Source organism: Burkholderia sp. NRF60-BP8, assembly GCF_001522585.2.
Lineage (GTDB): Bacteria > Pseudomonadota > Gammaproteobacteria > Burkholderiales > Burkholderiaceae > Burkholderia.
In genome coordinates this window covers 271,617-289,909 of record NZ_CP013373.1, presented here as the reverse complement: position 1 = coordinate 289,909, position 18,293 = coordinate 271,617, and the positions used below count along the sequence as shown (strand labels likewise).

General features: G+C 66.3%; 14 protein-coding genes. 11 read left to right on the top strand and 3 right to left on the bottom strand.

Going from position 1 to position 18,293, the window contains the following annotated elements; genetic code table 11:
- Position 1: 1 nt before the first annotated feature.
- The 4 genes from paaE (at position 2) to WS54_RS14350 (ending at position 3,827) form a co-directional block, all read left to right on the top strand.
- Complete coding sequence (gene paaE / locus WS54_RS14365; RefSeq protein WP_059780349.1) at positions 2–1,090, top strand: 1,2-phenylacetyl-CoA epoxidase subunit PaaE; 1,089 nt, start codon at positions 2–4, stop codon at positions 1,088–1,090.
- 412 nt (positions 1,091–1,502) lie between these two features.
- On the top strand, positions 1,503–2,324 hold the full coding sequence (locus WS54_RS14360) for a DUF1835 domain-containing protein (protein ID WP_034209526.1): 822 nt from the start codon (positions 1,503–1,505) through the stop codon (positions 2,322–2,324).
- 16 nt (positions 2,325–2,340) lie between these two features.
- Entirely contained in the window at positions 2,341–2,946 is a 606-nt protein-coding gene (locus WS54_RS14355) for a TetR/AcrR family transcriptional regulator (protein ID WP_006482923.1), read from the top strand.
- A gap of 233 nt (positions 2,947–3,179) precedes the next feature.
- Complete coding sequence (locus tag WS54_RS14350) at positions 3,180–3,827, top strand: GNAT family N-acetyltransferase (protein ID WP_059780350.1); 648 nt, start codon at positions 3,180–3,182, stop codon at positions 3,825–3,827.
- Between the two features lie 57 nt (positions 3,828–3,884).
- Here WS54_RS14350 and WS54_RS14345 read toward each other — a convergent pair whose 3' ends face one another.
- Positions 3,885–4,409, bottom strand: coding sequence for an Lrp/AsnC family transcriptional regulator (locus tag WS54_RS14345; protein WP_059500083.1), 525 nt, complete (start codon positions 4,407–4,409; stop codon positions 3,885–3,887).
- A 215-nt stretch (positions 4,410–4,624) separates the two neighbouring features.
- Here WS54_RS14345 and hppD point away from each other — a divergent pair, with 215 nt between their 5' ends.
- Positions 4,625–5,722 carry a 4-hydroxyphenylpyruvate dioxygenase gene (gene hppD, locus WS54_RS14340; protein WP_059780351.1) on the top strand — a complete coding sequence of 366 codons (1,098 nt, stop codon included), beginning with the start codon at positions 4,625–4,627 and terminating at the stop codon, positions 5,720–5,722.
- Positions 5,723–5,857: 135 nt separating this feature from the next.
- Here hppD and WS54_RS14335 read toward each other — a convergent pair whose 3' ends face one another.
- A complete protein-coding gene (locus WS54_RS14335; protein WP_034209530.1) occupies positions 5,858–6,052 on the bottom strand; it encodes a hypothetical protein in 195 nt (64 codons plus the stop codon).
- Between the two features lie 329 nt (positions 6,053–6,381).
- Between WS54_RS14335 and WS54_RS14330 the strand changes: the two genes are divergently transcribed.
- Complete coding sequence (locus WS54_RS14330) at positions 6,382–9,972, top strand: indolepyruvate ferredoxin oxidoreductase family protein (RefSeq protein ID WP_059780352.1); 3,591 nt, start codon at positions 6,382–6,384, stop codon at positions 9,970–9,972.
- A 148-nt stretch (positions 9,973–10,120) separates the two neighbouring features.
- On the opposite strand, the gene WS54_RS14320 is transcribed toward WS54_RS14330, so the two are convergent.
- Positions 10,121–12,391, bottom strand: coding sequence for an NADP-dependent malic enzyme (locus WS54_RS14320; protein ID WP_059780353.1), 2,271 nt, complete (start codon positions 12,389–12,391; stop codon positions 10,121–10,123).
- Positions 12,392–12,850: 459 nt separating this feature from the next.
- Here WS54_RS14320 and WS54_RS14315 point away from each other — a divergent pair, with 459 nt between their 5' ends.
- From WS54_RS14315 to WS54_RS14295, 5 genes are all read left to right on the top strand, one after another.
- Positions 12,851–13,537 (top strand): orotate phosphoribosyltransferase, encoded by a 687-nt coding sequence (locus tag WS54_RS14315; RefSeq protein WP_011546659.1) that lies wholly within the window; start codon positions 12,851–12,853, stop codon positions 13,535–13,537.
- Positions 13,538–13,777: 240 nt separating this feature from the next.
- Positions 13,778–14,374, top strand: coding sequence for a YbhB/YbcL family Raf kinase inhibitor-like protein (locus WS54_RS14310; RefSeq protein ID WP_034209533.1), 597 nt, complete (start codon positions 13,778–13,780; stop codon positions 14,372–14,374).
- A gap of 214 nt (positions 14,375–14,588) precedes the next feature.
- A complete protein-coding gene (locus tag WS54_RS14305) occupies positions 14,589–15,161 on the top strand; it encodes a flavodoxin family protein (protein WP_027783284.1) in 573 nt (190 codons plus the stop codon).
- A gap of 189 nt (positions 15,162–15,350) precedes the next feature.
- The gene (gene argC / locus WS54_RS14300) at positions 15,351–16,301 is read left to right on the top strand and encodes an N-acetyl-gamma-glutamyl-phosphate reductase (protein WP_034209534.1); all 951 of its coding nucleotides are present in this window, start codon (positions 15,351–15,353) and stop codon (positions 16,299–16,301) included.
- A gap of 435 nt (positions 16,302–16,736) precedes the next feature.
- Positions 16,737–18,164 (top strand): DUF2957 domain-containing protein, encoded by a 1,428-nt coding sequence (locus WS54_RS14295; protein WP_059780354.1) that lies wholly within the window; start codon positions 16,737–16,739, stop codon positions 18,162–18,164.
- The last annotated feature ends 129 nt before the right edge of the window (positions 18,165–18,293 follow it).

The window sequence follows — 18,293 nt, the reverse complement described above, 5'->3', positions numbered from 1 at the left end:
TATGGCGACCCCGCAATTTCATCCGCTGCGTATCCGCGACGTGCGGCCCGAGACCGCCAACGCCGTGACCGTCTCGTTCGACGTGCCGCCCGAGCTGCGCGACGCGTACCGCTTCACGCAGGGCCAGTTCGTCACGCTGAAGACCCACATCGACGGCGAGGAGACGCGCCGCTCGTATTCGATCTGCGTCGGCACGACGGACTACGACCGTGACGGCGAACTGCGCATCGGCATCAAGCGCGTGCGCGGCGGCCGCTTCTCGAACTTCGCGTTCGACACGCTGAAGCCCGGCCACACGATCGACGTGATGACGCCGGACGGCCGCTTCTTCACGCACCTGAACGCCGACCACGGCAAGCAGTACGTCGCGTTTTCCGGCGGCTCGGGGATCACGCCGGTGCTCGCGATCGTGAAGACGACGCTCGAACTCGAGCCGCGCAGCACGTTCACGCTGATCTACGGCAACCGCAGCGTCGACGCGATCATGTTCGCGGAGGAGCTCGAGGACCTGAAGAACCGCTACATGAACCGCTTCGTCCTCTATCACGTGCTGTCCGACGACCTGCAGGACGTCGAGCTGTTCAACGGCGTGCTCGATCAGGCGAAGTGCGCGGAGTTCCTCGCGACGCTGACGCCGGCCGACGCGATCGACGAGGCGTTCATCTGCGGCCCGGCGCCGATGATGGACGCCGCCGAAGCCGCGCTGAAGGCGGCCGGCGTGCCGCAGGCGAAGGTGCACGTCGAGCGCTTCGGCACGCCGCTGCCGCAGGCCGGCGCGCCGGTCGTCGAGATCACCGACCAGACGCCGGCCGCCGACCTCGAAATCGTGCTCGACGGCAAGAAACGCAAGCTGCGTTTGCCGTACGAAGGCGTGAGCCTGCTCGACGTGGGCCTGCGCGCCGGCCTCGCGCTGCCGTACGCGTGCAAGGGCGGCGTGTGCTGCACGTGCCGCGCGAAGGTGGTCGAAGGCGAAGTGCGGATGGAGAAGAACTACACGCTCGAGGACCACGAAGTGAAGGACGGCTTCGTGCTCACGTGCCAGTGCCACCCGATCAGCGACAAGGTCGTCGTGAGCTTCGACGAACGTTGAGCGGCATCGCGTCGCGGCGCCCGACGGTTTCTCGCCGTCACACATCTCGCTTACACTAGGGTCTGTTTACATATGGAACGCGCATGCGTTGCCACGAGAACGGCCGCTCGCGAGGCGCGCGACGCCGCGAATACTGACGTATTCGCAAGGAGCGCAACACGGCGAGCGGCCGTTCTCGTGGCAACCCCAAATTAAAAAATCATGTCACGGGAATGCCCGAAATCGCCCGTATGGCGGCGTCGTTCGTCGCTTGTTTGGCGCGGCCAAACGGCGCTCCTCACTCCTTGGCCTACGAGCGATTTCGGGCATTCGCATGTGCGTTCCATATGTAAACAGACCCTAGGGGCCGCCGGCGGGGTGGACGTCTCAACGTCCGCCCCGCCGGCGGTTTTCTTTTGTTGACGACAGGCCGATGAGTACCATTCATGTGATTCAGGGCGGCACCGCCGCCGCGTCGCTGCGCGAGGCCCTCGCGCAAGCCGGACGCGACGAGCGCGTCGTCGGTTTGCTCGACGATCTCGGCGTCGGGCCGCTGAAGGGCGCCGACGAGACGCCCGACACGCGCGCCGCCTTCTGGCAGCACGTGCTCGGCGACCAGATTCCCGACTGGAACGCGGAAATCGAAGGCGAATTCGCACGCCTCGGCCAACTCGCGACGGAGACAGGCCAGGTCGTCGTGTGGCACGCGCCGAGCGTCGGCGACAAGCTGCTGCTGCGCCGCGTCGCCTATCACCTGCGCAACGTGCCGCAGCGCCTGAACGAGGTGCGGCTGTCGGCCGCCGATCTCGACGCCGCGCAGCGCGCGTCGCTGTCGCGCACCGACCAGGCATGCGCGACCGGGATGTTCTCGCCCGCGGAACTGGCGCGCAAGCGGCCGGCGGCCGCGCCGGTCTCGGTCCTGCGCATTGGCCGCCTCGCGCTCGAATGGCAGGAAGCGAAGCACCTGAACGCCGAACTGCGTTATTGGGTCAGCAACACGATCAAGAGCGGCCACTACGCCGATCTCGACGCACTGATCGTCGCGCGCGCGGAAACCGACTGGCAGCCTGCGCGGCGCCTCGTCGGCAGCATCATGGCCGCCGCCGACCGCGGCGGGCTGTTCGTCAGCGACTCGATCGCCTGGTGGCGTTGCCGCGAGCTGGCGGTCGCCGGCCGGCTCGAGCTGCAGGACGACGCGCCCGACGCCCTCTCTTCCACGCAGGTGCGCGCGGTCCGTGCCGCCCCGCACCGCTAATCTTCCGTATTCGACCATGGCCCGAACCCGAGCGCCCGACCACGAATCCCAGCGCGAGCAGATCCTCGACCTGGCCGCCGAGAAATTCGCGCAAACGAGCTACCCGAGCACGTCGATGTCCGATCTCGCGACCGCGAGCGGCACGTCGAAGGCGCGGCTCTATCACTATTACGAGAGCAAGGAAGCGATCCTGTTCGACCTGCTCGACCGCTACACGAAACGGCTGATGCTGATCATCGCCGAGGTCGAGGGCGCGAGCCAGCGGCGCGGCCTCAGCGAGCGCGACGCGTTCGCCGAACTCGTGCGCGCGTTCCTCGCCGAATACGAGACGTCGCACAGCCGCCACGTCGCGCTGCTCAACGACGTGAAGTACCTCGAGGACGCGCAGCGCGAAATCGTGCTCGACCGCCAGCGCGACATCGTCGCGGCGTTCACGCGGCAGCTCGCGCGCGCTTACCCGGACCGCATCTCGAAGGAAAACCAGACCTCGGTGACGATGATGGTGTTCGGGATGATCAACTGGACCTTCACGTGGCTGAAGCCGGGCGGGCGCCTCGGCTATCGCGACTTCGCCGAACAGGTGATCGACCTGATCGAGCGCGGGCTGTCGACAGCCGCCTGATTGCCGCGCAGCAGCATGCGTTGCGTGACGGGCACAGTGCGACCGCCCGTCGCGCATTTCATATGATGAATTTTATATCCGTTAAAAATCAAATAGATAGAGAATGAACTAAGCGGATTTAGAATTCCCCCTCGGCATAAACACTGTCAAATACGGGTTTTCCCCAACCCCGCTCGGGTAAAATGCTGTTGCATTGCACAACCCGTTTGTGCGCCCACACTGAGGAACCCACGATGAACACGCAATTCAACGGCCGTGCCGATGCTGTCGGCAAGGTCGGTACTGCGCCGGTTCTCGTCAGGGAACTGGCTTCCAAAGACCGTGAGCACATGCTCACCCACTTTCTCTCGCTCGACGAAGAGGACCGCCTGCTGCGCTTCGGCCAGATGGTGCCCGACCACGTGATCGAGAACTATGTCCGCACGATCGACTTCGGTCGCGATACCGTGTTCGGCGTGTTCGACCACGACCTCGAACTGATCGGCGTCGGCCATCTGGCCTATCTGCCGGCCGAGGGCGACACGCGCACGGCGGAATTCGGCGTGTCGGTGCTCGAAAGCGCGCGCGGCCGCGGCGTCGGCTCGAAGCTGTTCGAGCGCGCGGCGATCCGCAGCCGCAACACGCACGTGACGATGCTGTACATGCACTGCCTGTCGCGTAACGCGACGATGATGCACATCGCGAAGAAGTCCGGGATGCGGATCGAGTACGCGTACGGCGAAGCCGATGCGTACCTGTCGCTGCCGCCGGCCGACCACTCGACGATCATCGCCGAGATGCTGCAGGAGCAGGCCGCGGTGTTCGACTACGCGATGAAGCGCCAGGCGCGCCGCACGACGAAGTTCATCGAATCGCTGATGCCCGCCGCAATGACGGCCTGACGTCGACCAGCCGGGCCGCGCGTGCGGCGCGCCCGGCGTCCTCCCTTCCCCGCCGCGCTAGCGCACCGAACGAATCGGCAACGCCGTCGTTTCCTTGAAGCAATCGAGCGAAAAGCTCGTTTTCACGTCGATCACCGACGGATGGTGCAGCAGATGCTCCTGCACGAAGCGGGAGAAATGCGCCATGTCCTCGACCTGCACACGCAGCAGGTAGTCCATGTCGCCCGTCATCGCATGGCACGCGACCACTTCCGGCCAGGCCTGCACGGCCGCGCGAAACAGTTCCGCGTGGGTCGCGCCCGCGCGCGCCGACGTCTCGTCGGCCCGCATCGGCGCGAGGCCGCCGCGCTTTTCGAGCCGCACGCTCACGTAGGCCAGCAGGTCGAGCCCGAGCTTCTGCGGATTCAACAGCGCGACGTAGCCCGTGATCACGCCGATTTCCTCGAGCCGCCGGATCCGCCGCAGGCACGGGCTCGGCGACAGGTTCACGCGTTCGGCGATCTCCTGGTTCGACAGGCGCCCGTTCTCCTGAAGAATCGCGAGGATTCGACGATCGATGGCATCCAATTCAGCTTGCGCCATCTTCTGCCCTCCGATGAGTATTTTGAGACTGGAAATTGCGCCATCGTAGGCTCGGGCGATTAAGTTCGCAAGTTTCCGCTCGCGGCCGCCCGCTACACTCTGTCGCATGCTTCGACTCGCCGCGCACGCGCGCTGCCGGCGCGGCCGTCGACATCGAACCACGCCGGACACGCGCACGCCGCCCCCGGCCGATCGCCCCGCACAGGAGACACGACATGCAGATCCCCACCTGGGACAACCCCGTCGGCACCGACGGCTTCGAATTCATCGAATACACGGCACCGGACCCGAAAGCACTCGGACAACTGTTCGAACGGATGGGTTTCACCGCGATCGCGCGCCACCGCCACAAGGACGTGACGGTGTACCGCCAGGGCGACATCAATTTCATCATCAACGCCGAACCCGATTCGTTCGCGCAACGCTTCGCGCGGCTGCACGGCCCGTCGATCTGCGCGATCGCGTTCCGCGTGCAGGACGCCGCCAAGGCGTACCAGCGCGCGCTGGAGCTCGGCGCATGGGGCTTCGACAACAAGACGGGCCCGATGGAGCTGAACATCCCCGCGATCAAGGGCATCGGCGATTCGTTGATCTACTTCGTCGATCGCTGGCGCGGCAAGAACGGCGCACAACCGGGCGCGATCGGCGACATCAGCATCTACGACGTCGACTTCGAGCCGATTCCCGGCGCGAACCCGAACCCGGTCGGCCACGGCCTCACCTACATCGACCATCTGACGCACAACGTGCATCGCGGCCGCATGCAGGAATGGGCGGAGTTCTACGAACGCCTGTTCAACTTCCGCGAAGTGCGCTATTTCGACATCGAAGGCAAGGTGACGGGCGTGAAGTCGAAGGCGATGACGTCGCCGTGCGGCAAGATCCGCATCCCGATCAACGAGGAAGGCTCGGATACGGCCGGCCAGATCCAGGAATATCTCGACGCGTATCACGGCGAAGGCATCCAGCACATCGCGCTCGGCGCGAGCGACATCTACCGGGCGGTCGACGGGCTGCGCAGCAAGGAAGTGAAGCTGCTCGACACGATCGACACGTATTACGAGCTGGTCGACCGCCGCGTGCCGAACCACGGCGAATCGCTGGACGAGCTGAAGAAGCGCAAGATCCTGATCGACGGCGCGCGCGACGACCTGCTGCTGCAGATCTTCACCGAAAACCAGATCGGGCCGATCTTCTTCGAAATCATCCAGCGCAAGGGCAACCAGGGCTTCGGCGAAGGCAACTTCAAGGCGCTGTTCGAATCGATCGAACTCGACCAGATCCGCCGCGGCGTCGTGCAGGACAAGGCCTGACGCTGCCGCCGCGCGGCGGCAGCCCCGAGTAACCGGGACGGCCACGCGATCCGGCGGCACAAAGAAAAAGGGCGGGAATCCCGGGATTCCCGCCCTTTTTGCATTCCGGCGCAGCCCGCGGGCCGCGCGATCGCATCAACGCACGTTCGCCTTCGACTCGGCGGCACGTTCGGCCGACGGCTGTGCTGCGGTGTCCTGAGCCGGCACGATCTGACGCATCTGCGCGCCGGCTGCCGCCAGTGCGCTCGCGCCGCGCGCGTGCACCGGGCCGGTCATCGCGAAAAATGCGGCGGACACGATCAGGAAACTCTGGATATGACGTGTGTTCATTGCACCTCCTGTAAAACTGCCGGCGCCTCCCCGACTGAGTCGGAACGAACCGACGCGGCCGGGCACCTCCGGCAGGCCGACAAGATTAACGGCATTTGCCGGCAGATCAACGCGGCTTTACATGCTTTTACATGATGTAACGCATCATCCCGCCCTGTTTTGCGGTGCGCCGCCCTCATTTCCCCGCGTTGCGACCGATGGGCGGCGGGTTTGCCCCAGTGCTACCATCCCTTGAAACCGGCGAACATGCCGGCCACTGCTGAAGCGTCCAAAAGATGCCGACGCAACCGAAGTTTTGGTGATCCCAGACCGGGTGGAGGAGACAGTTAATGAATGCCCCGCTAGACGCAGACCAACGCGCGTCGCTAGAAGCCGCGCTGAAGTCCGTCACGCTTGACGACAAATACACGCTGGAACGCGGCCGCGCGTACATGAGCGGCATCCAGGCCCTCGTGCGCCTGCCGATGCTCCAGCAGGAACGCGACCGCGCCGCCGGCCTCAATACGGCCGGCTTCATATCCGGCTACCGCGGCTCGCCGCTCGGCGGCCTCGATCTGTCGCTCTGGAAAGCCAAGCAGCACCTGGCCGCCCACCAGATCGTCTTCCAGCCCGGCCTCAACGAAGACCTCGCCGCCACCGCCGTGTGGGGCTCGCAGCAGGTGAACCTGTACCCGGGCGCAAAATACGACGGCGTGTTCGGCATGTGGTACGGCAAGGGCCCGGGCGTCGATCGCACCGGCGACGTCTTCAAGCACGCGAACTCGGCCGGCTCGTCGCAGCACGGCGGCGTGCTGGTGCTCGCCGGCGACGATCACGCGGCGAAATCGTCGACGCTCGCGCATCAATCCGAACACATCTTCAAGGCCTGCGGGCTGCCGGTGCTGTTTCCGTCCAACGTGCAGGAATATCTCGATTTCGGCCTGCACGGCTGGGCGATGAGCCGTTATTCGGGCCTGTGGGTCGCGCTCAAGTGCGTGACGGACGTGGTCGAATCGTCGGCGTCGGTCGACATCGACCCGCATCGCACCGAGATCGTGCTGCCGACCGATTTCATCCTGCCGGAAGGCGGACTGAACATCCGCTGGCCCGATCCGCCGCTCGTGCAGGAAGCGCGGCTGCTCGACTACAAGTGGTACGCGGCGCTCGCCTACGTGCGCGCGAACAAGCTCGACCGGATCGAGATCGACTCGCCGCATGCGCGCTTCGGGATCATGACCGGCGGCAAGGCGTACCTCGACGTGCGCCAGGCGCTGATCGACCTCGGCCTCGACGACGAAACCTGCGCGCGGATCGGCATCCGGCTCTACAAGGTCGGCTGCGTGTGGCCGCTCGAAGCGCAGGGCGCGCAGGCGTTCGCGCGTGGGCTCGACGAAATCCTCGTCGTCGAGGAAAAGCGCCAGATCCTCGAATACGCGATCAAGGAAGAGCTGTACAACTGGCCCGACGCGCAACGCCCGCGCGTGTTCGGCAAGTTCGACGAGAAGGATGGCGCCGGCGGCGAATGGTCGGTGCCGATGGGCAACTGGCTGCTCCCCGCGCATTACGAGCTGTCGCCGGCGATCATCGCGAAGGCGATCGCGACGCGGCTCGAGAAGTTCGAATTGCCGTCCGACGTGCGCGCGCGCATCGCCGCGCGGCTCGCGGTGATCAACGCGAAGGAAATGGCGCTCGCGAAGCCGCACGTGCAGACCGAGCGCAAACCGTGGTTCTGCTCGGGCTGCCCGCACAACACGTCGACCAACGTGCCGGAAGGCTCGCGTGCGATCGCGGGGATCGGCTGCCACTACATGACCGTGTGGATGGACCGCAGCACGAGCACCTTCAGCCAGATGGGCGGCGAAGGCGTGCCGTGGATCGGCCAGGCGCCGTTCACGGACGAAAAGCACGTGTTCGCGAACCTCGGCGACGGCACCTATTTCCATTCGGGCCTGCTCGCGGTGCGCGCGGCGATCTCGTCGAAGGCGAACATCACCTACAAGATCCTCTACAACGACGCGGTGGCGATGACGGGCGGCCAGCCGGTCGACGGCGTGCTGACGGTGCCGCAGATCACGCATCAGCTCGCGTCCGAAGGCGCGAAGAAGATCGTGATCGTCACCGACGAACCGGAGAAGTACGACAGCCAGAAGGCGCTGCTCGCGCCGGGCGTGACGATCCATCACCGCGACCGGCTCGACGACGTGCAGCGCGAACTGCGCGAGATCGAAGGCACGACGATCCTGATCTACGACCAGACCTGCGCGACCGAGAAGCGCCGCCGTCGCAAACGCGGCACGTATCCGGACCCGGCCAAGCGCGTCGTGATCAACGAAGCGGTGTGCGAAGGCTGCGGCGACTGCTCGGTGCAGTCGAACTGCCTGTCGGTCGAACCGCTGGAAACCGAATTCGGCACGAAGCGCCAGATCAACCAGTCGAGCTGCAACAAGGACTTTTCGTGCGTGAAGGGCTTCTGCCCGAGCTTCGTCACGGTCGAGGGCGGCCAGTTGAAGAAGCCGAAGGCCGTGTCGGTCGACGGCAGCGCATTGCCGCCGATCCCCGAGCCGACGCTGCCGGACATCGAGCGCGCGTACGGCGTGCTCGTCACCGGCGTGGGCGGCACGGGCGTCGTCACGATCGGCGCGCTGCTCGGCATGGCCGCGCACCTGGAGAACAAGGGCGTGACCGTGCTCGACGTCACCGGCCTCGCGCAGAAAGGCGGCGCCGTGATGAGCCACGTGCAGATCTCGCACGCGCCGACCGACATCCACGCCACGCGGATCGCGATGGGCGAAGCCGATCTCGTGATCGGCTGCGACGCGATCGTCACGGCCGGCGACGAGTGCACGTCGCGGATGCGGCACGACGCGACGCGGGTCGTCGTCAACAGTGCGCAGACGCCGACCGCCGAGTTCATCAAGAACCCGAACTGGGCATTCCCCGGCGTGTCCGCCGAGAACGACATTCGCGCGGCGGCGGGTGACGCCGTCGACTTCATCGACGCGAACCGCTTCGCGGTCGCGCTGCTCGGCGACGCGATCTACACGAACCCGTTCGTGCTCGGCTACGCCTGGCAGAAGGGCTGGCTGCCGCTGACGCTCGCGTCGCTCGAACGCGCGATCGAGTTGAACGCGGTATCGGTCGAGAAGAACCGCGCGGCGTTCGACTGGGGCCGCCGCGCCGCGTACGACCTGGCCAGCGTGAAGCAGGCCGCGGCCGGCGACGCCCGCCCCGCGCAAGGCGCCACGGTGATCTCGCTGCACACGAAGAAGGCGGTCGACGCGCTGATCGCGAAGCGCGTGGCATTCCTCACCGCCTACCAGAACGCCGCGTACGCGTCGCGTTATGCGGCATTCGTCGACAAGGTGCGTGCCACCGAGCGCGCGCTGGCGGACGGCGACACCGTGCAGGAACCGCTGACCGAAGCGGTCGCGCGCAACCTGTTCAAGCTGATGGCGTACAAGGACGAATACGAGGTCGCGCGGCTGCAGTCCGATCCTGCGTTCCTCGCGCGCCTGACCGCGCAGTTCGAAGGCGACTGGAAGCTGAAATTCCACCTCGCGCCGCCGCTGTTCGCGAAGACGGATGCGCACGGCCATCTCGTGAAGAAGGCGTACGGCCCGTGGATGATGACGGCGTTCCGGCTGCTGGCGAAGGCGAAGTTCCTGCGCGGCACGGGGCTCGATCCGTTCGGCCGCACCGCGGAGCGCCGCACCGAGCGCGCGCTGATCGGCGAGTACGAAGCGCTGATCGACGAGGTGCTGGCCAGGTTGAACGCGGCCAACCGCCCGCTCGCGCTCGAGCTCGCGGCGCTGCCGGACGGCATTCGAGGCTACGGTCACGTGAAGGAGAACAACCTGCGCGCGGTGCGCCAGAAGTGGCACACGCTGCTCGCCAAGTGGCGTTCGCCGGCAGGCGGCGAGTCGCACCAGCAGGTCGCGTAACGGTACGCGGCGGGCGACGCGTTCGCGGTCGGAACGCCTCGCCCACGCCGCCCTTTACGGTTCACACGAAAAAAAACGCCACGGAACGCAGGTTCCGTGGCGTTTTTCATTGCGCCGCGCCTGACGCGCGGCACCCGCGGGCGTGGACTTACTTCGTGTTCGCGTTCGCGGCGGCAACGGCCGTCATGTTGATGATCCGGCGCACGGTCGCGGCCGGCGTCAGGATGTGGACCGGCTTCGCCGCGCCGAGCAGGAACGGGCCGACCGTCACGCCTTCGCCGCCGACCATCTTCAGCAGGTTGTACGCGATGTTCGCGGCTTCGACGTTCGGCATGATCAGCAGGTTCGCTTCGCCCGACAGCGTCGTGCCCGGGAACGCCTGCTTGCGGATCATTTCCGACAGCGCGGCGTCGCCGTGCATTTCGCCGTCGACTTCGAGGTTCGGCGCACGTTCGACGATCAGCTTGCGGGCCTCGGCCATCCGGCGCGACGACGCCGACGGCGCGCTGCCGAAGTTCGAGTTCGACAGCAGCGCGGCCTTCGGCGCGATGCCGAAGCGCTCGATCTCGGCCGCGGCCTGGATCGTCATGTCGGCGAGCTGGTCGGCGCTCGGCTGCTCGTTCACGTACGTGTCGCACAGGAACAGGTTGCGGCCCGGCAGCATCAGCAGGTTCATCGCGGCGAAGTGCTCGGCGCCCTTCGCGCGGCCCAGCACCTGCTCGATGAACTTCAGGTGGCTGTGGAACGTGTCGATCATCCCGCAGATCATCCCGTCCGCATCGCCCAGGTGCACCAGCATCGCGCCGATCAGCGTGTTGAACTTGCGCATCGCGGCCTTCGCGACTTCCGGCGTCACGCCGTCGCGCGCGCCGATCTCCTGATACGCCTGCCAATAGCGGTGGTAGCGCGCATCGTCTTCCGGATCGACGATTTCGAAATCGGTGCCGGCCTTCAGCTTCGAACCGATCTTCGCGAGACGCATGTCGACGACCGACGGACGGCCGATGATGATCGGCTTCGCGATCTTTTCCAGCAGCACGAACTGCGCGGCACGCAGCACGCGCTCGTCCTCGCCCTCGGCGAACACGATGCGGGCTTCCTTCTGCTTCGCGGTCGCGAACACCGGGCGCATCACCATGCCGGTGCGGTAGACGGTCGCGCCGAGCTGCTCGCGGTAGGCGTCCATGTCCTGGATCGGGCGCGTGGCGACACCCGAATCCATCGCGGCCTGCGCGACGGCCGGCGCGATCTTGATGATCAGGCGCGGATCGAACGGCTTCGGAATCAGGTATTCCGGGCCGAATTCGAGCGAATGGCCTTCATACGCCTTCGCGACTTCCTCGCTCTGGTCGGTTTCCTCGGCCAGCTCGGCGATCGCGCGCACGCACGCGAGCTTCATTTCTTCAGTGATCGTCGTCGCGCCGACGTCGAGCGCGCCGCGGAAGATGAACGGGAAGCACAGCACGTTGTTGACCTGGTTCGGGTAGTCCGAACGGCCGGTCGCGACGATCGCGTCCGGGCGCACGGCCTTCGCGTCTTCCGGGCGGATTTCCGGTTCCGGGTTCGCGAGCGCCAGGATCAGCGGGCGATCGCCCATCGTCTTGACCATGTCCTGCTTCAGCACGCCCGCGCTCGAGCAGCCGAGGAACACGTCCGCGCCGACGATCGCGTCGGCGAGCGTGCGCGCGTCGGTGTTCGCCGCATAGCGCTGCTTCGACGGATCGAGGTTGCCGCGCCCTTCGTAGATCACGCCCTTCGAATCGGCGACGAGGATGTTCGACTTCGTGAGGCCGAGGTTCACCAGCAGGTCCAGACACGCGATCGCCGCGGCGCCCGCGCCCGAGCACACGAGCTTCACTTCCGACAGCTTCTTGCCGACGACCTTCAGGCCGTTCAGGATCGCGGCCGACGCGATGATCGCGGTGCCGTGCTGGTCGTCGTGGAAGACGGGGATCTTCATGCGCTCGCGCAGCTTCTGCTCGATGTAGAAGCATTCCGGCGCCTTGATGTCCTCGAGGTTGATGCCGCCGAGCGTCGGCTCGAGCATCGCGATCGCCTCGACGAGCTTGTCGGGGTCGGACTCCGACAGTTCGATGTCGAACACGTCGATGCCCGCGAATTTCTTGAAGAGGCAGCCCTTGCCTTCCATCACCGGCTTCGCGGCGAGCGGGCCGATGTTGCCGAGACCGAGCACGGCCGTGCCGTTCGTGATGACGCCGACGAGGTTGCCGCGCGACGTGTACTTCTGCGCGTCGAGCGGATCGGCGTGGATCGCCTCGCACGCGGCGGCGACGCCCGGCGAATACGCGAGCGACAGATCGAGCTGGTTCGACAGCGGCTTGGTCGGGGTGACCGAAATCTTGCCGGGTTTCGGGTTCAGGTGATAAGCGAGAGCGGCCTGCTTCAGTTGTTCGTCCATGATTGACCTGCGAGAGACATGCGAAATTGTGACGATTCAGTACACAGCACCTTCGGCCGCGTCTGCTTGAATCGAGGGGATGGTCGACTGCGAGACGGCCCGCGACGCGCCGGATCGGCGCGCCATCGAACCTTGGCGGATGGCAAGAGGAAAGTACAAAGTACTGAACGATTTCCAAGGGTCGCCTAGTGTACACCCCCTAAATGACCTCTGTTGGTGCACCGCCGCATCCCCGGCATCAGCATCGGGACGGTCGCGCCCCATTTGTTTCGCCGGTGGTGAGCGACATCGCGAACCCGCGCGAATTCCGCCGAAAACCGACCTGAATCGGGTAAAATAGCCGGCTACGCGCGCAGCGATGCGATCGGTCCGCCGATCGCGCCCCGGCCCCCCGGGCGGGTTCCCTTGCTGCGCCACCGGGCCCGCGCCCGCTCCTCGCTCATCACCCAAGGAATGCCCATGACAGGCTACGATCGTCAGTCGATCTCGGATACGACCGCCAAAATCCTGCTCGAAGTGCAGGCGGTGCACTTCAATGCCGAAAAACCGTTCATCTTCACGTCCGGCTGGGCAAGCCCCGTCTACATCGACTGCCGCAAGCTGATCTCGTATCCGCGCGTGCGCCGTGCGTTGATGGAAATGGCGGAAACGACGATCACGCGCGACATCGGCTTCGAGCAGATCGACGCGGTGGCGGGCGGCGAGACGGCCGGCATCCCGTTCGCGGCCTGGATCGCGGACCGGATGATGGTGCCGATGCAGTACGTGCGCAAAAAGCCGAAGGGTTTCGGCCGCAATGCGCAGATCGAAGGCCATCTCGAGGAGGGCTCGCGCGTGCTGCTGGTGGAAGACCTGACGACCGACAGCCGCAGCAAGATCAACTTCGTCAACGCGCTGCGCACCGCCGGCGCGACGGTGAACCACTGCTTCGTGCTGTTCCACTACGACATCTTCAAGGAAAGCGTGTCGGTCCTGAAGGACATCGACGTCGACCTGCACGCGCTCGCCACGTGGTGGGACGTGCTGCGCGTCGCGAAGGCCTCGGGCTACTTCGAGACGAAGACGCTCGACGAAGTCGAGAAATTCCTGCACGCACCGGCCGAGTGGTCGGCCGCGCACGGCGGCGCGACGGCGCCGAAGGAATGACGCCACGCCGGCATGCGTGCCGGCGCACTGGCCGAGACAGCCGCCTGCTTCATCGCAGGCGGTTTTTTTTCGTCCGTCGGCCGGCGCGCTGACCGACCGCAATCGCTCTCGCCGGCGTGCGTCGCTCATCGAACCCTAATGCTAGACTTGATCCATCGCCGCCATCGGCGGCGCGGGCAACACACAACGCCAACAATGCCGGGAGCCTCGGCCCGGCCCACGTGACGGGAGAAGCGCCATATGCGTGTGGATCGCCGGATCACTCCGCCTGCGCCATCGGGTCGCCCGTCTCCGCTCCGCCTCCCCGCCCTCCTGTACGCCGCCGTTTTCGCGGTGCTGCCCGCGCATGCGGAAGGCCCGTTCACCGTGACGAGCGACGACCTGACGCCCGGCGCCCGCGTGCGGGCCGCGAACGTGTTCGACCGCGGCGACTGCAAGGGCGCGAACCGCTCGCCGCAACTCGCGTGGCACAACCCGCCGCCCGGCACGCGCGGCTATGCGGTCACGATCTTCGATCCCGACGCGCCCGGGCACGGCTGGTGGCACTGGGCCGTCGCGGGCATCCCCGCGACCGTCACGAGCCTGCCGGCCGACGCGAGCGCATCCGGCTTCCTGCGCCGCATCGGCGCGAGCGAGGCACGCAACGATTTCGGGATCGACGGCTACGGCGGCCCGTGCCCGCCGCCCGGCAAGCCTCATCGCTACGTGATCACCGTCTACGCGCTGAAAGGCACCGACCTGCGCATCTCGCAGGGCCGCCCCGCGCCGATGTTCGAACACGAGATCGGCACGCTCGCGATCGGCGCCGCGCAACTCACGGTCACTTACGGACAGTAGGCACTCGCGCGCCGCCGCCCGTCGCGCGGCACGATTGCCCGCGCCGGCGAATTTCAGTGCGCGGCGTGCGCGCTTTTTCCCGTCATTTCGGCTTGCTAGACTCGGCAGCACCGGTCGCGGCGCTCCGCCGCGCATCCGTCGCGCCGACCGAGTGCGGCGCGCGACGCGGCGAGCCTGCGGTCCGCCGTTCCCATCCCTTTCCGGAGAACGCTTCATGTCGAACATCGTCATCGTCTATCACAGCGGCTACGGTCACACGCAGAAACTGGCCGAGGCCGTGCACGCGGGTGCGCAGGATGCCGGCGCCACCGCACGCCTCATCGCCGTCGGCGAACTCGACGACGCGGGCTGGGCCGCGCTCGACGCGGCGGACGCGATCGTCTTCGGCGCGCCGACCTACATGGGCGGCCCGTCCGCGCAGTTCAAGCAGTTCGCCGATGCCACGTCGAAACCGTGGTTTACGCAGAAATGGAAGGACAAGATCGCCGCGGGTTTCACGAATTCGGCGACGATGAACGGCGACAAGTTCTCGACGATTCAGTATTTCGTCACGCTGGCGATGCAACATGGGATGGTGTGGGTCGGCACGGGCATGATGCCGGCCAACTCGAAGGCGGCCACGCGCAACGACATCAACTACGTCGGCGGCTTCACGGGCCTGCTCGCGCAGTCGCCGGCGGACGCGACGCCCGACGAGGGCCCGCTGCCCGGCGACCTCGACACCGCGAAAGCGTTCGGCCGGCGCGTCGCCGACGCGACGGCGCGCTGGGTGGCCGGCGGCCGCTGAGCGCGCCCGGGCGCCCTCGGTCGGTCCGTGCCGCCGCTGGCGGCCGCGCGGCCCCGAGACGCGCCAAACGGACACAAGACGGCCCGCGGGCCGTCTTTTTTCGCCCCGTGCGGTGCAGTGCCGCCGGATGACGTCTTAAAATGGCGGTTTCAGGGCGCCGCGGCTCCCGTTTCATTCAGTGAGAGCGAAATGAGCACCAAAGTTTTTGTCGACGGCCAGGAAGGCACGACCGGCCTCAAGATCTTCGAATACCTGTCGGCACGCAGCGACATCGAGATCCTGCGCATCGATGAAGCGAAGCGCAAGGACGTCGACGAGCGCCGCCGCCTGATCAACGCGTCGGACGTCACGTTCCTGTGCCTGCCGGATGTCGCGTCGCGCGAATCCGCATCGCTCGTCGAAAATCCGAACACCACGCTGATCGACGCGAGCACCGCGTTCCGCACCCACGCCGACTGGGCCTACGGCCTGCCCGAACTGACCCGCGCGCAGCGCGAGAAGATTCGCACGTCGAAGCGCATCGCGGTGCCCGGCTGCCACGCATCGGCGTTCGTGCTCGCGATGCGTCCGCTCGTCGATGCGGGCATCGTCGCGCCGACGTTCGCCGCGCACAGCTACTCGATCACCGGCTACAGCGGCGGCGGCAAGTCGATGATCGCCGAGTACGAAAGCGCCGCGCCGGGCGGCAAGCTCGCGAGCCCGCGCCCGTACGCGCTCGGCCTCGCTCACAAGCACCTGCCGGAAATGGCCGCGCATACCGGCCTCGCGAACGCGCCGATCTTCACGCCGATCGTCGGCCCCTTCCTGAAGGGCCTCGCGGTGACGACCTACTTCACGCCCGAGCAGCTCGCGAAGCGCGCGACGCCGCAGGACGTGCAGCGCGTGTTCGCCGAGTACTACGCGGACGAAGCGTTCGTGCGCGTCGCACCGTTCGACGCGGAGGCGAACCTCGACAGCGGCTTCTTCGACGTGCAGGCGAACAACGACACGAACCGCGTCGACCTGTTCGTGTTCGGCAACGCGGAGCGCTTCGTCACGGTCGCGCGCCTCGACAACCTCGGCAAGGGCGCATCGGGCGCCGCGATCCAGTGCATGAACCTCAACATCGGCGCGGCCGAGGACGCGGGCCTCAAACGCTGATTCAGCATCGCACGCGACGCAAAGCCGGCCACTGGCCGGCTTTTTATTTACTCGTATCAGGCAATATACAAAAACACCGGGCCGCGCATTTACAAATATTTACAAGCTTTCCATTGCGCGATTACCAGTGAATTAAACCAGCCTGCCTCCTTATCCAGTCAATCCCGAATAGGGATAAACCGGATACCGTCGATTTAAACGCTGCCGTTATACGCAGGAAGGCGCTGCGAGAGCGCGCCGGGCGTCGCGCATCCCCCACCGCGGCAGCTTTCGACAGCCCGTCTCGCGTTTAAATTCTTACCAATTGCCTTATCGGGCAAGGATTCAAATCGCAGATCCCGTTTCAATCGCCTTTTTTAGACGGGTTCATCAATTGACAGCAAAAATCCAGGCGGCGACATTAGCTCGCACAATTAAACGATTGGAGACAGCGGCATGTCGCACGCCTTATCGAAGGGGGTGGCAACGGCCTTTGCCATTGCCCCTTTCCTGGTTGCATGTGGTGGGGGGGACTCCGGTGGCGCGCTCGCGCCGATCAATGCGCCCCAATGTTCCGGCTCGAGCTGCGGCACGCAAGGGCCGCCGCCTTCGCAGCCCATCAACGGCGCACTCTGCCCGGCCAACGCGGATATCGTGAAGAGCACGTATCTCGGCGGCGCAGGGAGCGGCGAGATCGTCAGCGTCAACATCGACGCGGTCGCGATGACGTACACGCTCACGTGGCTCGAATCGCCGATTCCGCTGAAGACGGGCACCGTCACGCCGAGCCGCGTCGGCACGACCATCACCGGCAAGGTCGTCCACCCGCCGACCGGCACGCTGCCGACCGCCGAGCAGACGCGCTGCGCGTTCGTCCTCACGCCGGGCACCGGCCCCGCGCCGGACGGCTCGACCTACTCGACGGCCGCCGACTTCAACCAGGCGAACCCGCCGATGCTGCTGGTCGGCATGGGCGTGGCGGGCGGCGGCATTCCCGGCGCGACGATCCAGTACGACGGGCTGACGATCATCCCGGGCGTCGTGCAGAACGTCGGCCAGGTGCCGAACCGTCACTTCGACTTCTATCCGTTCCTCGGCTTCGCGAACACGACGACCGACCTCTCGAAACTGCCGGGCACGTACAACGCGCTGCTCTACCACCTCGTGCCATCGGGCAACTACGCGACGAAGGGCTCGAATTCGAGCGAGACGTTCGATGCGAACGGCGCGTGCACGTCGAGCGGTTCGGGCGGCTGCCAGACGACCGGCGATCCGTGGAAGACGAGCGCGAAGGGCGGCTACTTCGACAGCACGAAGGCGCCGCAGACGCTGCCGCAGACGCAACTGCCGATCGTCGGCGCGACCGGCAAGTCGGCGACCGCGCACATGGTGATCGGCCAGCTCAACGGCGCGACGGTGCCGGTGATCGTGCGCACGGGCAACGTGAACCTCGGCACGCCGCCGCTGCACCTCGACGCGCAGGTCGACGACGAATCGGGCATCGCGGTGCTCGGCGCGGCGACGGCGATCACGTCGGGCGCGATCGACGGCGGCTACGCGGGCGCGGACTCGAACTTCAAGTACACGGCCGCGCTGATCCGCGGCAGTAACGCGTCGTTCATCAACCCGTCCACGCAGGCCGAGGAAGACGGCTTCACGCTCGACTACGGTCAGACGACACCAGGCCTGCTGAACGCGACGACGACACCGAAGCCGCCGCCCGGCACGAACTACCCGTCCGCATCGGGCGTCGTGATCGCGACGGGCGGGCTGTACGCGGCGCTGATCCAGGGCACGGTGAACGGCGGCGTCACGTCGACGTCGGCGAATTCGACGACATCGTCGACCCCGTACTTCGGCGTGGGCGCGCAGATCAGCAAGTAGCGATCGAGGGCGCGGCGGCCGGCCCGCCGCCGCGCGACGCAGGGAAGGCACGAAGGCGCTCGGCTCGGCGCCGGCAGGACGAGCACACGACAGAAGCGGCCGACAGGGAGCTGGCCGCCGCACAAGACA